We start from the raw sequence: 13,593 nt of genomic DNA on the forward strand, positions 1-13,593 counted from the left end.
CTCCGGTAACAAGGGGGGCCCGGGCCGCACCCGGGGGCAGAATCGTATCCGTTGCGACGATAGGACGCAGGCATGGGGATAAGGCAAAACGCGGGACGTCGGGGTCCATCGGGCCTGCTGCTTGCCAGCGTGCGCCGACCCCTATCCCTCCTGCAGCATGAACCCACAGCACCGATCGACCTCGGCCGGCACCGAGCCCTCCTCCGGTCCCCGCCTGGCTGGCACCGCGCTGGCCCTCGACGACGGCCCTGACGGCATTTTCATCGGCGAAGGCGAGATGGCGCAGCTGATGAAGGCCCACGACTGGGCTGCCACGCCGCTCGGCCCGCCGGCCCAGTGGCCGCAGGCGCTGAAGGTCGCCATCCGGCTGCTGCTCACCTCGCGCTTCGAGATGTGGCTGGGCTGGGGCCCGGACGTCGCGTTCTTCTACAACGACGCCTACCGCCCGACGCTGGGCGACAAGCACCCGCGCTCGCTGGCCATGCCGACCCGCGATCTGTGGGCCGAGATCTGGCCCGACATCGAACCTCGGCTGCGGGCCGTCTACGAGCGCGGCGAGGCCACCTGGGACCGCGCGCTGCTGCTCGTTCTCCAGCGCCATGGCTACCCGGAGGAGACGTACCACACCTTTTCGTACAGCCCGCTCATCGGCGACACCGGCCGCGTGGAGGGCGTGTTCTGCGCGGTCACCGAGGAGACGCAGCGGGTGCTCAGCGACCGCCGGCTGACCTCGCTGCGCGACCTCGCCGCCGGCCTGTCGATCGCCGAGGGCCGTGACGCCGTGCTGCGGGCCGTGCCGCGGACGCTGGCGGCCAGCGCCCGCGACCTGCCCTTCTGCCTGGGCTACCTGTTCTGCGGCGACAAGGGCGCCGCCACGCTGGGCTGCGCGGGCGGCGTCGCCGCCGGCCATGCCATCGCCCCCGAACGCCTGGCGGCCGACGACGGCCTGTGGACCCTGGGCGAACTCTGGCGCGGCGGCGATTGCGAGGTGATCGACATCGGCCATCTCGAGGACCGCCCGCGGGGCCCCTTCGACCGGCCGCCCTCGCAGGCCGCCCTGGTGCCGCTGATCGGCCAGGGCATGGGGCGCCCGCTCGGCGCGCTGGTGGTGGGCCTGAACCCCTACCGCCGCGCCGATGAGCACTACCTCGGCTTCCTGCGGCTGATCGCCGGGCAGATCGCCTCCGGCCTCGCGAGCGCCGACGTCTTCGACGCACGCCAGCAGGCCAACGAACGGCTGGCGACCGAGGTGAAGCAGCGCACCGAGGAGCGCGACCGCCTGCGCGCGCTGTTCCAGCAGGCGCCCAGCTTCATGTGCCTGCTGCAGGGGCCGCAGCATGTGTTCGAGCTGGTCAACGACGCCTACGTGCAGCTCGTCGGCCACCGCAGCCTCATGGGGCTGCCGGTGCGCGAGGCGCTGCCCGAACTGCACGGCCAGCGCTACTTCGACCTGCTGGACGAGGTCTACCGCACCGGCACGCCGTTCATCGGCCACAGCCTGCCGGTGCAGCTCCAGCGCCAGCCCGAGGGGGCGCTGGAGGAGCGCCGCGTCGACGTGATGTACCAGCCCCTGATGGATGCCGACGGGCAGGTCACCGGCATCTTCGTCGACGGCTACGACGTGACCGACCAGCGGCTGGCCGAGGAGGCGCTGCAGCGGTTCACCGAGACGCTGGAGCAGCGTGTGCACGACCGCACCGCCGAGCTGGCCGATGCGCTGGCCCAGCTGCGGCGCGAGTCCGCGCAGCGCGAGGCGGCGCAGGCCGCGCTGCGGCACGCGCAGCGCATGGAAGCGCTGGGCGCCCTGACCGGCGGCGTCGCGCACGACTTCAACAACCTGCTGCAGGTCGTCAGCGGCAACCTGCAGCTGCTGTCGCGCTACGTGGCCGACAACCCCCGCGCGCAGGACCGGGTGCAGAAGGCGATGGCCGGCGTGTCGCGCGGGGCCAAGCTGGCCTCGCAGCTGCTCGCCTTCGGCCGGCGCCAGCCGCTGGAGCCGAAGGTGCTCCACATCGGCCGCCTGCTGCGCAACATGGACGACATGTTGCGGCGCACGCTGGGCGAGGAGGTCGAGATCGAGACCGTGGTCGCCGGCGGCCTGTGGAATACCTTCGTCGACCCGGGGCAGATCGAGAACGCGGTGCTGAACCTCGCGATCAACGCCCGCGACGCGATGTCGGGCCCGGGCAGGCTCACGCTCGAAGCCGGCAACGCGATGCTCGACGACGAGTACGCCCGCATGAACGAGGACGTCCGACCGGGCCAGTATGTGATGCTGGCCGTGAGCGACACCGGCCAGGGCATCCCGCCGGAGCTGATCGACCGCGTCTTCGAGCCCTTCTTCAGCACCAAGCCCGAAGGCAAGGGCACGGGCCTCGGGCTCTCGATGGTGTACGGCTTCGTCAAGCAGTCGGGCGGCCACGTCAAGATCTACAGCGAGGTCGGCGAGGGCACGGTCGTGCGCATCTACCTGCCGCGCGCCCTGGCGCAGGAAGACGTGCCCCAGGGCGGCGACGAGCCGGCGCAGCAGCTCGGCACCGAGACCGTGCTCGTCGTCGAGGACGACGACCAGGTGCGCGAGACGGTCGTCGAAATGCTGGGCGAGCTGGGCTACCGCGTGCTGAAGGCCCGTGACGCCGCCAGCGCGCTGACGGTGGTCGAGAGCGGCACGCCGATCGACCTGCTGTTCACCGACGTGGTGATGCCCGGCCCGCTGCGCAGCCCCGAGCTGGCCCGGCGGGCCCGCGAGCGGCTGCCGCGGCTGGCGGTGCTGTTCACCTCGGGCTACACCGAGAACGCGATCGTGCACAACGGCCGGCTCGATGCCGGCGTGGAGCTGCTGTCCAAGCCCTACAGTGCGGATGCGCTCGCGCGCAAGGTGCGCCAGGTGCTGGACCGACGGCCCGCCTAAGGCGCGGGCGTGGCGGGGGTGCGGCCCGGGCCGGGCCGGCTGCCCGCGGTGCGGGCGCGCAGCCGGCGCACCTGCAGGGTGGCGCCCACCAGGAACAGCACAAAAAACGCCCCGACGGTCTTCTGCAGCGCGGGATCGTCCGGGCCGGTGAACAGCGGCGCGCCCGACGGCACGCGCGTGAAGGTCTCGGTCAGGCCCGGGATCATGTGGAAGAAGAAGGTCAGCGACATGCCGACCGTGCCGACGTAGGGCGCCGCGCGGCCGAAGAGCCGGCCCCGGTGCGCCAGCGCCGCGAGCGCCAGCACGGCGAGCGTGAGCACGCCCAGCATGTGCGCCTCGTTGAAGCCGCCGCGCTGGAAGATGCCGAAACCCGTCAGGCAGGTCAGCACGGTGGTCCAGACGTAGACCTGGCCGAGCGGGGTACCCGGCACGATGGCCCCGTCCCGGAAGAAGGCCGCCAGCCCGGCGGCGAGGGCCACGACGGCGAGCAGCGTGTGGACGAGGCCCAGCGAGGTCAATCCAGCCATGCAGTTTCTCCTTGGCGGCAGCGGCGTGCCTTCCACGACAGCGTAGGAGGCCCGCGCGGCCCGGGCCAGGGCAGGAAGGGGAAGGTGGGCGTACCTCCTTTGGCCGAGGCGGGCACCGCGCTTGCCCTGCCGTTCCCGAGACAAGCAATCCGGCGCGACGCGTGTGATTGGCGGAAAATGTTCCGCAGTCGCACGAGGACGTGCGATACAAACAGGCACAGGCATCCGGCAGGACGGATACGCCAACGTTGGGGAACAACATGACAAACGATATCCGCGAGATCGCCGGCCTCATCGGGTCCGACGAAAGCGGTGTGATCCAGGAGTGGCTGGCCGAAGGCTCGGCCGCAGGCGCCAAGGGCTCCACCCAGGCGGTGCAGGCCGAAGCGGCCGAATTCCTGCGGGCCTTCAGCCGGGGTTTGCAGGGCGAGGGAGACGCGGCCGACTTCGACAACGGCGCGGCCTGGGCCGCGATGCGCTCGGTGATCGGGACGATCTCGCGCTCGCGCGCGGCACAGGGCGCCACCGCGGCGGAAACGGCGGCGTTCCTGCTGTCGTTCAAGAAGCCGCTGTTCAACCGCGTGCAGCAGGCCCTGGGCGGCCAGCCCGAGCGTGCCATCCGCGTGCTGTGGGCGGCCTCGCTGCTCGTCGACAGGATCGCGCAGGAGAGCACCGCGGTGTACCAGCAGGCGCGCGAGGACATCATCAAGCGCCAGCAGGAGGAGCTGCTGGAGCTGTCCACGCCAGTGGTCAAGCTCTGGGACGGCGTGCTGGCCGTGCCGATGATCGGCACCCTGGACAGCAGCCGCACGCAGCTCGTGATGGAAACGCTGCTGCAGCGCCTCGTCGAGACCGAGTCGCAGCTGGCGATCATCGACATCACCGGCGTGCCGACGGTCGACACGCTGGTCGCGCAGCACCTGCTCAAGACGGTGGCCGCCATCCGGCTGATGGGCGCCGACTGCATCATCAGCGGCATCCGCCCGCAGATCGCCCAGACCATCGTGCACCTTGGGATCGAGCTGCACGGCATCACCACCCGCGCCACGCTGGCCGACGCGCTGGCCATCGCCATCAAGCGCAGCGGCTACACGATCAGCCGGTCCGCCGAACCCGCATGACACGCATCCCTATCCTGCGGATGGGCCGCTGCCTGCTGGTCACCATCCAGGTCGACCTGCAGGACCAGATGGCGCTCGCGCTCCAGGACGACCTGGCCGAGACGATCGCGAAGACGGGCGCCACCGGCGTGCTGATCGACATCTCGGCGATGGAGATGGTCGACTCCTTCATCGGCCGCATGGTCGTGAGCATCTCCGGCATCGCGCGGGTGCTCGGCGCGTCGACCGTGGTGGTCGGCATGCAGCCCGCGGTGGCGATCACGCTGGTGGAACTGGGCCTCACCCTCGACGGCGTGCGCACCGCGATGAACGTGGAGCGCGGCATGGACATCCTGCGCGCCGCCGCCCGGGAGGATCGCCTTGACAGCGCCGTCTAGCGGGTCGATGCCGGTCCGCAGCGAAAACGACATCGTCGCGGCCCGCCAGTTCGTCCGCAAGCTGAGCCAGCAGGCGAAGTTCTCGCTGGTCGACCAGACCAAGTTCGTCACCGCGGCGAGCGAGATCGCGCGCAACACGCTGGTCTACGGCGGCGGCGGCGACATGCACTGGGAGATGGTCTCCGAGGGCGCGCGCACCGGCGTGCGGCTGCGGTTCGACGACCAGGGGCCTGGCATCCCGGACATCGGCCTTGCGCTGACGGACGGCTGGACCTCCGGCAAGGGCCTGGGCCTCGGGCTGTCGGGCAGCAAGCGGCTGGTCAACGAGTTCGACGTGCGCTCGGCCCCTGGCCAGGGGACCAGCGTCACGATCGCGCGCTGGAAGTAGCAATGGGCGTGCACCGCCGCTTCCCGATGCGGGAGCCCAGCCAGGTCGGCGAGGCGCGCCGCGCCGCGGTCCACCTCGCGGAGCAGGCCGGCTTCGGCGAGACGGCCGCCGGCCGGGTCGCCCTGGTCGCCACCGAGCTGGGCAACAACCTGGTGCGGCACGCCGCGCAAGGCGAGCTGCTGATCGCCTGCCTCGCCGACGGCGACGAGCACTGCATCGAGATCCTGTCGGTGGATGCCGGCCCCGGCATGGCCGCCGTCGACACCTGCCTGCAGGACGGCTACTCGACGGCGGGCACGCCGGGCACCGGCCTGGGTGCGGTGCGGCGGCTCGCCGACACCTTCGACGTGCACTCGCAGGTGCCCGGCGGCACGATCGTGCTGGCGCGCATCGGCCTGCACGCGACGGCCCCGCCCGCCACGCCCCCAGCCCCCTTCCTGCACGGCGCGGTCGCCGTCGCCGCCCCCGGCGAGACCGTCAGCGGCGACGCCTGGTCGGTCGCGTCGGCCGGCCCACGCCTGGCGGTCATGGTGGCCGACGGGCTGGGCCACGGGCCGGATGCCGCACGGGCGGGCGAGGCGGCGCTGTCCGCCTTCGGCGCGGCGCCCTTCGACGGACCGTGCCGCGTGCTCGAGCAGGCCCACGCCGCCGCCCGCGGCACGCGCGGCGCGGCGGCCGCGATGGCGCTGCTGGATGCGCAGGCGCGCACCGTGGCCTTTGCCGGCGCGGGCAATGTCGCGGGGCGGCTCATCTCGGGGGTCGAGAGCCGCACGCTGATGTCGCAGCACGGCACGGTGGGGCTGCAGGTGCGTCGGCTCCAGGAAGCCGCCTGTGCCTGGCCCGAGCATGCGGTGCTGATCCTGCACTCCGACGGGATCGCCTCCCGCTGGGAACTCAACCAGGTGCCGGGCCTGCTGCGCCGCCATCCGACGGTGATCGCCGCGTGGCTGCTGCGCGAGCACGAGCGCGGCCGCGACGACGCCACGATCGTGGTGATACGCCATGTCTGACGACCTCCACGCACGCATCGCCGCCCAGGAAGCGGAACTTGCCTCGCTGCGCGACGAGCTGGAAGAGACCAACCGCGGGGTGCTCGCGCTCTACGCGGAGCTGGACGCCAACGCCGAGCAGCTCAAGCAGGCGACCGAGCTGAAGAGCCGCTTCCTGGCGTACATGAGCCACGAGTTCCGCACGCCGATCGCCTCGATCCGCAGCCTGTGCCGCCTGCTGCTCGACCGCGTCGACGGGCCGCTCACCGACGAGCAGGAGACACAGGTGCGCTACATCGCCAGCACCGCGCACGAGTTCTCCGAGATGGTGAACGATCTGCTGGACCTGGCGAAGGTCGAGGCGGGCCGCATCGACATCTCCCCGGCCTGGTTCGAGATGGTCGACCTGTTCTCGGCGCTGCGCGGCATGTTCAAGCCGATGCTGGCGCAGTCCGAGGTGGCGCTGGTGTTCGAGGAGCCGCGCGACACGGGCCCCCTCTACAGCGACGACAAGAAGCTCGCGCAGATCCTGCGCAACTTCATCTCGAACGCGCTGAAGTTCACCGAGCAGGGCGAGGTGCGGGTGACGGCCGAGCGCATCGACAGCCACTTGGTCCGCTTCTCGGTGTCGGACACCGGGATCGGCATCGCGCCGGAATTCCAGGGCGCGATCTTCCAGGACTTCGCGCAGATCGACTCGCACATCCAGAAGCGCCTGCGCGGCACCGGCCTGGGCCTGTCGCTGAGCCGGCAGCTGGCCGAGCTGCTGGGCGGGCGCGTCGCGGTGGACAGCGAGCCCGGCCGGGGCTCCACCTTCTCCGTCACCGTCCCGATGATGCCGCGCCCCGAAGGCCTGCCCGACACGGAGGAGCCGAATGACTGACGCCCATCCGCCCGCCGGAGCCATCGACCGCTCCGCGCACGAGATCATGGTGGTCAACGACGAGCCCGCCAGCCGCTACGCCACCTCGCGGCTGCTGCGCTCGGTGGGCTTCCGCGTCCGCGAGGCGGCCACCGGCGCCCAGGCGCTGGCCCTGGCCGACCAGGGCCTGTCGGCCATCGTGCTCGACGTGCACCTGCCCGACATGGACGGCATCGAGGTCTGCCGCCGGCTGCGCACGCAGTACGGCCTTGCGCGCATGCCGGTGCTTCACCTGTCGGCCGCCTTCGTGACCGACGAGGACAAGGTCAAGGGCCTGGACGCCGGCGCCGACGCCTACCTGACGCACCCGGTGGAGCCGGCGGTGATCGTCGCCACCGTCCAGGCGCTCGTGCGCACGCGCATCGCCGAGAACGCGATGCGCCAGAGCGAGGCCAAGTTCCGCGCGATCTACGCCAACGCGCCGAGCGGCATCTGCCTGATCGACGGCGACGGCCGGTTCGTCGAGGTCAACCCGGCGATGGCGCAGCTGCTGGGCCGCGATCCGGGCTCGCTGCTCGGCCAGCGCGTGAGCCGCTTCGCCCCGCCCGACTGGGCCGGGCGGATCGACGCCTGGCTCGGCCAGCCCTCGCAGGCGCTGTCGCAGGGTGAATTCCCGCTGCTGGACGCGGCCGGCGCCCCCGTGCACATCGACTGGCGGCTGGCACCGCTGTCGGCCGAAGGCGTGCGCCTGGCGATGGCGGTCGACATCTCCGAACGCCTGCGCATGGAGCGCGCTCGTGCGCACCTCATCGAGCAGGAGCAGGCCGCGCGCGGCGAGGCCGAGCGCATCAGCCGCATGAAGGACGAGCTGATCGCGGTGCTCTCGCACGAGCTGCGGTCGCCGCTGAACGCGGTGATGAGCTGGGCCCACGTGCTGCAGCGGCGCGCCGACCCCGAACTCCTGGAGAAGGGGCTCGAGGCCATCAAGCGCAACTGCCGCACGCAGGCCCGTCTGCTCTCGGACATCCTCGACGCCTCCCGGATGAACGCCGGCAAGCTGCAGCTCGAGCTGCAGCTGGTGGACCCGCAGGAGCTGCTGCTGTCGGCGCTGGAGGCGCTGCAGCCCTCGCTGCAGGACAACGACAACGAGGTGGTCACCGAGCTGTCCGGCCCCTACCTGCCGGTGCTGGTGGACCCGGCCCGGTTCCAGCAGATCGTGTGGAACCTGCTGGGCAACGCGACGAAGTTCTCGCCGCGCGGCGCGCCGATCCACATCGGCCTGCAGCAGACCGAGCACGGGCTGCGCCTGTCGATCGCCGACGAGGGGCGGGGCATCGAGCGCGAGTTCCTGCCCTTCCTGTTCGACCGCTTCAGCCAGGCCGATGCGCGGGCCAACCGCTCCCACGGCGGCCTCGGCCTGGGGCTGTCGATCGTCAAGCAGCTCGTGCAGCAGCACGGCGGCTCGGTCTCTGCCTTCAGCGAAGGGCCAGGCAAGGGCTCGGTGTTCCATGTCGACCTGCCGCCCGCGCCCTCCGCTGCCGACGCCGGCCCCTCGGCCTCGCCGCCGGAGGACTCGACCCTGGGCGACCTGGCCGACGCCGGCCTGGTGGACGACACGCTGCGGGGCCGGCGCGTGCTGCTGGTCGACGACGATGTCGAAGCCTGCCACGCGCTGGCGCTGATCCTGGCCGACCGCGGGGTACTCGTCAGCACGGCGCACAGCCACGACGAGGCGCTGCAGGCCCTGCCGGGCTGCGCGCCCGACGTCCTGGTGAGCGACCTCGGCATGCCGGGCAAGACGGGCTTCGACCTGATGCGGCACATCCGGCAGAACGAGCAGCGGGATGACCACCTGCCGGCCGTGGCGCTCACCGCGTTCACCCGGCCGAAGGACGTCGACGAGGCGATGGCCGCCGGCTTCGACGCCCATTGCCCCAAGCCGCTGCGGCCGGCTGAACTCATGCACGTGATGGCCCGGCTGCTGCAGCGCAGCGCCCCGGGCCGGGCCTGACCCGCCCGTGCCTCAGCGCACCCGGCGCCGGCGCGCCGTCAGGGCCAGCGCCGCCAGGCCGGCCAGCGCCGTCATCCAGGCCGGCGGCTCCGGCACCGCCGCCACCGTGAAGCGCAAGGCGTAGGGCGCGGCCTCGAAGTCGAAGTCCTGGATCCAGAACGCGTAGGAGCCGGCGGCCAGTGGCAGCTGCGGGCCCAGCAGCGTGCTGCCCACGTCGTTCGCCGAGAAGTGGTTCCAGCCCAGCAAGGCTTCCTGGCCGGCGTAGGGGCCGGGGCTCACCGTCACCTGCGCGCCGGCCTGCAGCCCGAAGAAGAGCGCGCCGCCTTCGGCCCCGGCCGTCCCGGCCAGCACCTCGATGCGCGTGAGCAGCGCACCGGCGGGCACGACGAAGCGTCCGTAGTCCAGCCAGGCGTCGCCGGGCGTGGTGATGCCGGAGCTGCCCCGGACGTCGTTGGCGCCCAGCGCGAAGGTGACGGCGGTGGGCGCGAGGCCGCTGTTGGAGAGATCCCCGTCGACGGCCTCGTCGTAGGCCACCGCCGCCTGGGCCCCCGCTGCGCCGGCCAGCGCGGCGAGCACCAGGCCGCGCCGCACGGTGGCGCGGCCGGGGTCGCGCCGGCGCCGCGCGGCCAGGCCGCCGACCACCGCCAGGCCCAGCCCCATCAATGCCCAGGTGCCGGGCTCGGGCACCGCGGCCACGCGGTACACCAGGCCGCCGATGCCGTTGGCCGGCGTGTTGGTCACCAGCACGTAGAGCTCGCCCTCGGCGTCCTGGCCGAAGCCGTGCACCGTGAGCCCGTCGGGCAGCACCCCGGCCGAGAACTGCGGCAGCAGGAACTCGTGGATCACGCCGGTGTCGAGGTCGGCATAGAAGAGCCGGCCGTCCGCGCGCGGGCCCGAGCGCAGCGCGAGGTCGCCGAACACGTACTTGCCGTACAGCTCGGGGATGTCGCCGCCGCGGTAGACGAAGCCGCCGGTGATCGAGATGCCGTCGCCGTGGTCGTATTCCAGCGTGCCGAGGGTACCCCGGATGGGGTCGATCAGCCCGGCCGGATCGCCGGGCGTGCGCGGGCCGATGGCGCCGGTGGCGCGGTCGAAGACGAAGTCGCCCTCCTTCACCGCCCAGCCGTAGTTGCCGCCCTTGACGATGCGGTTGATCTCCTCGATGTTGTTCTGCCCGACGTCGGCCGCGATGAGCTGGCCGTTCAGCGTGTCGAAGCTGAAGCGGTACGGGTTGCGCAGCCCGTAGGCGAAGGTCTCGGCCACCTGCCCGGCCGCCTGGAACGGGTTGTCGGCCGGGATGCGGTACTGCCCGTTGGCGGCGACGGCGTTGGCGCTGCCCGCGGTGAGCGCGGGGCTCAGCGGATCGATGCGCAGCATCTTGCCCATCGGCGTCCCCAGGTTCTGCGCGTTGCCGCCAGGCTCGAGGTGGGCGGGGCCGACGTCGTTGCGGTTGCCGCCGTCGCCGAGGCCGAGGTAGAGGTAGCCGTCCGGCCCGAAGGCGATGGTGCCGCCGTTGTGGTTGTTGGCGTTCTTGCCGAACGAGATGACCTCGCGGCGCGAGCCGGGGTCGACCACGGCCGGGTCGGCGGCGCTCATCTTCCACTCGTTGACCACGTTCTTGTAGCCCTGGGTGGCGCCGTTGGGCGCGGCGTAGGTGGGCGCGGTGTCGAGCGGGCTGCTGCTGTAGGTGTAGAGCGTGCGGTAGCCGGCGCTCGCGGCATCGTTGTAGCCGGGATGGAAGGCCAGCCCCAGGAAGCCGCGCTCGTCGTTCGCGCTGGCCGGGTTGTACGAGGTGCCAATGAGCCCCTGCAGGTCGAGCGCGGGGCCGGCCAGCAGCGCGCCGTTGTGCAGCACGCGCAGCGCGCCCGCCTGGTCGACGATGAAGAGCCGCCCCGCGTCGCCGGGTGCGCTGATCGCGTAGTTGGGGGCGCCGAGGCCGCTGGCGACGGTCTCCAGCGTGACGGCGATGCTGCCCCGCGTGATGGCGGGCAGGTACGGTTCCGCGAAGGCCTGCGAGGCGACGATCGCCCCGAGGCCCAAGGTCAAGGCATGGCGCGCATTCATGGCACGTTCTCCTGCGTTGGCGGCGCCGGCCCGCGCAGCGCGCGGCAGCCCGGCACCCTGGGTGGCAAGGTGCGCCCTGTCGGCGGATGGGGCGGTGTGGCGGTTGCGCTCTGTGTACCTCCGGCAGCGGCGGCTTATTCCCTCCGAAGAGGCCAGGGGTTTATCCCTAGCAGGCCCCGGCGGCAGCGCGCATGGCTCCAAAGACATAGCGGCCGCTCGGTCCCCTTGGCGTGCCGGCCCGGCGCGGCGCTGCCTACGATGCTTCCATCTCCCCGCCACCGCAAAGGAAACGCCCATGCCCACCATCACCACGCAGGACGGCACGCAGATCTACTACAAGGACTGGGGCAGCGGCCCGGTCGTCGTGATGAGCCACGGCTGGCCGCTGACGGCCGACAGCTGGGAATCGCAGATGCTGTTCCTCGCCTCCCAAGGCTACCGCGTGATCGCGCACGACCGCCGGGGCCACGGCCGCTCGAGCCAGCCGTGGCACGGCAACGAGATGGACACCTACGCCGACGACCTGGCCACGCTGATCGAGCAGCTGGGCCTCCAGGCGATCACGCTGGTGGGCTTCTCCACCGGCGGCGGCGAGATCACGCGCTACATCGGCCGCCACGGCACGCGCCGGGTCGCCGCCGCGGTGCTGGTGAGCGCGGTGCCGCCGCTGATGCTGAAGACGGCGGCCAACCCGATCGGCCTGCCGATCGAGGTGTTCGACGGCATCCGCGCAGGGCAGGTCGCCGACCGCTCGCAGCTCTACAAGGACCTCGCCGCCGGCCCCTTCTTCGGCTTCAACCGGCCGGGCGCCAAGCCCTCGCAGGGCATGATCGACTCGTTCTGGATGCAGGGGATGATGGGGGGCCACAAGAACACGCACGACTGCATCAAGGCGTTCTCGGAGACCGACTTCACCGAGGACCTGAAGAAGTTCGACGTGCCCACGCTGGTGATCCACGGCGACGACGACCAGGTGGTGCCCATCGACGCGGCCGGCCGCAGCTCGGCCCGGCTGGTGGAGGGCGCCCGGCTCATCGTGTACCCCGGCGCCCCGCACGGCATCACCGACACCCACAAAGAGCGGCTGAACCAGGACCTGCTCGACTTCCTGAAGGCGCAGGGCTGAGGCCCACCCCCTCACCACCCCCGGAGACACCATGGACATCCGCCATGCCACCCTGCTGGTCACCGGCGCAAACCGCGGCCTCGGCCTCGCCTTCGCGCGGGCCGCGCTCGCGGCGGGCGCCCGCAAGGTCTACGCCGCCGCGCGCGATTCGGCCTCCGTCACCCTCGCCGGCGTGGAACCGCTGCAGCTCGACGTGACGAACCCGCAGCACGCGGAAGAGGCGGCGCGGCGCTGCGGCGACGTCACCCTGCTCATCAACAACGCCGGCATCGCACGGGGCTCCTCGCTGCTGGCCGCGGGCGGCCCCGAGGCACTGCGCGAGGAGCTGGAGACGAACTGCTTCGGCCCGCTGTCGCTGAGCCGCGCCTTCGCGCCGGTGCTCGCGGCCCACGGCGGCGGGGCGATCGTCAACATGCTCTCGGTCCTCAGCTGGGTCAACCTGCCGGGCGGCTCGACCTACTGCACGTCGAAGTCGGCCGCCTGGGGGCTGACCAACGGCCTGCGCAACGAGCTGCGGGCCCAGGGCACGCTGGTGGTCGGGGTGCACGTGGGCTTCATGGACACCGACCTGGTGCGCCACGTCGAGGCGCCCAAGGCCAGCCCGGACGACGTCGCGGCCCAGGTCTTCGCCGCGGTCGAGGCGGGGCGCGAGGAGGTGCTGGCCGACGCGCTGAGCCGGCAGGTCAAGCACGGGCTCGCCGCCGAACCCGGGGTGTACCTGCGACCGGCGGGCTGACGGGCTCAGGGCACGTCGTTGAAGAAGAGGTGGTCGTCGATCCGCCGCACCGGCCGCCGGCCGGCCGACCAGGCCGGCGAGACCGAGACCGTGTGGTAGTGGTCGCTGCCGGAGACCGGGTCCGCCAGCGTGCCGGCCACCGCGCGCCGGGCGATCTCCAGGCACAGGCGGAAGCGCTCGTCCCGCTCGTCCACCGCCTTCAGCTTGGGCAGGTTCGGGTCGCCCTCGTTCCAGCACGAGAACTGCAGCGGCTTCAGGCACACCTCGGCCACGCTGGCGCCGAAGCGGCCGGGCTGCTTGCGCCGCAGCCGGTTCAGCACGCAGGCCGCCACGGCCTCCATGCCGAGCCGCGAGCCGCCGCGCGCCTCGCCCCAGATCGTGCGGGCCAGCACCTCGACGTGGTGGTCGGCGTCGGCCCCGGGGGCGGCGGGCGCCGCCGTCGGGGGCGCGGCGGGCGCGGGGCCGGCGGGCCGGGGCCCGG

Annotated in this window: 12 protein-coding genes; 9 read left to right on the plus strand and 3 right to left on the minus strand. The window is 72.3% G+C overall.

Annotation, left to right across the window (positions count from 1 at the left end; genetic code table 11):
• The first annotated feature begins 157 nt into the window (after positions 1 to 157).
• Positions 158 to 2,911 (plus strand): ATP-binding protein, encoded by a 2,754-nt coding sequence (locus V4F39_RS04545; protein ID WP_332288119.1) that lies wholly within the window; start codon positions 158 to 160, stop codon positions 2,909 to 2,911.
• Here V4F39_RS04545 and V4F39_RS04550 read toward each other — a convergent pair.
• Positions 2,908 to 3,438, minus strand: a complete 531-nt coding sequence (locus V4F39_RS04550; protein WP_332288120.1) for a hypothetical protein — start codon at positions 3,436 to 3,438, stop codon at positions 2,908 to 2,910. The two genes, V4F39_RS04545 and V4F39_RS04550, sit on opposite strands and share 4 nt — an antisense overlap.
• Positions 3,439 to 3,698: 260 nt before the next feature.
• On the opposite strand from V4F39_RS04550, the gene V4F39_RS04555 reads away from it, so the two are divergent.
• Genes V4F39_RS04555 through V4F39_RS04580 form a run of 6 tightly spaced genes read left to right on the plus strand, consistent with a single transcriptional unit; the run spans position 3,699 to position 9,186 of the window.
• On the plus strand, positions 3,699 to 4,559 hold the full coding sequence (locus tag V4F39_RS04555; protein ID WP_332288121.1) for an STAS domain-containing protein: 861 nt from the start codon (positions 3,699 to 3,701) through the stop codon (positions 4,557 to 4,559).
• The gene (locus V4F39_RS04560; RefSeq protein WP_332288122.1) at positions 4,556 to 4,936 is read left to right on the plus strand and encodes an STAS domain-containing protein; all 381 of its coding nucleotides are present in this window, start codon (positions 4,556 to 4,558) and stop codon (positions 4,934 to 4,936) included. Before V4F39_RS04555 ends, V4F39_RS04560 begins: the two co-directional genes overlap by 4 nt.
• Positions 4,937 to 4,943: 7 nt before the next feature.
• Entirely contained in the window at positions 4,944 to 5,324 is a 381-nt protein-coding gene (locus V4F39_RS04565; RefSeq protein ID WP_378235154.1) for an anti-sigma regulatory factor, read from the plus strand.
• Between the two features lie 2 nt (positions 5,325 to 5,326).
• Entirely contained in the window at positions 5,327 to 6,334 is a 1,008-nt protein-coding gene (locus V4F39_RS04570; protein ID WP_332288124.1) for an ATP-binding SpoIIE family protein phosphatase, read from the plus strand.
• Complete coding sequence (locus tag V4F39_RS04575) at positions 6,327 to 7,196, plus strand: sensor histidine kinase (RefSeq protein ID WP_332288125.1); 870 nt, start codon at positions 6,327 to 6,329, stop codon at positions 7,194 to 7,196. Before V4F39_RS04570 ends, V4F39_RS04575 begins: the two co-directional genes overlap by 8 nt.
• A complete protein-coding gene (locus V4F39_RS04580) occupies positions 7,189 to 9,186 on the plus strand; it encodes a response regulator (protein WP_332288126.1) in 1,998 nt (665 codons plus the stop codon). Before V4F39_RS04575 ends, V4F39_RS04580 begins: the two co-directional genes overlap by 8 nt.
• A gap of 12 nt (positions 9,187 to 9,198) precedes the next feature.
• Here the strand turns inward: V4F39_RS04580 and V4F39_RS04585 are convergent, their stop codons facing one another.
• A complete protein-coding gene (locus V4F39_RS04585) occupies positions 9,199 to 11,250 on the minus strand; it encodes a PQQ-dependent sugar dehydrogenase (protein WP_332288127.1) in 2,052 nt (683 codons plus the stop codon).
• Positions 11,251 to 11,545: 295 nt separating this feature from the next.
• Here V4F39_RS04585 and V4F39_RS04590 point away from each other — a divergent pair, with 295 nt between their 5' ends.
• Together V4F39_RS04590 and V4F39_RS04595 are read left to right on the plus strand one after the other, a co-directional pair.
• Positions 11,546 to 12,376: an alpha/beta fold hydrolase gene (locus V4F39_RS04590; protein WP_332288128.1), complete on the plus strand. Its 831-nt coding sequence runs from the start codon at positions 11,546 to 11,548 to the stop codon at positions 12,374 to 12,376.
• Positions 12,377 to 12,407: 31 nt separating this feature from the next.
• Positions 12,408 to 13,112: an SDR family oxidoreductase gene (locus tag V4F39_RS04595; RefSeq protein WP_332288129.1), complete on the plus strand. Its 705-nt coding sequence runs from the start codon at positions 12,408 to 12,410 to the stop codon at positions 13,110 to 13,112.
• A gap of 5 nt (positions 13,113 to 13,117) precedes the next feature.
• Here the strand turns inward: V4F39_RS04595 and V4F39_RS04600 are convergent.
• Positions 13,118 to 13,593, minus strand: a 476-nt coding sequence (locus V4F39_RS04600; protein ID WP_332288130.1) for a cell wall hydrolase, incomplete at its 5' end; no start/stop codon positions are given.

Source organism: Aquincola agrisoli, from assembly GCF_036621135.1.
In the GTDB taxonomy this organism is placed as follows: domain Bacteria; phylum Pseudomonadota; class Gammaproteobacteria; order Burkholderiales; family Burkholderiaceae_C; genus Aquincola; species Aquincola agrisoli.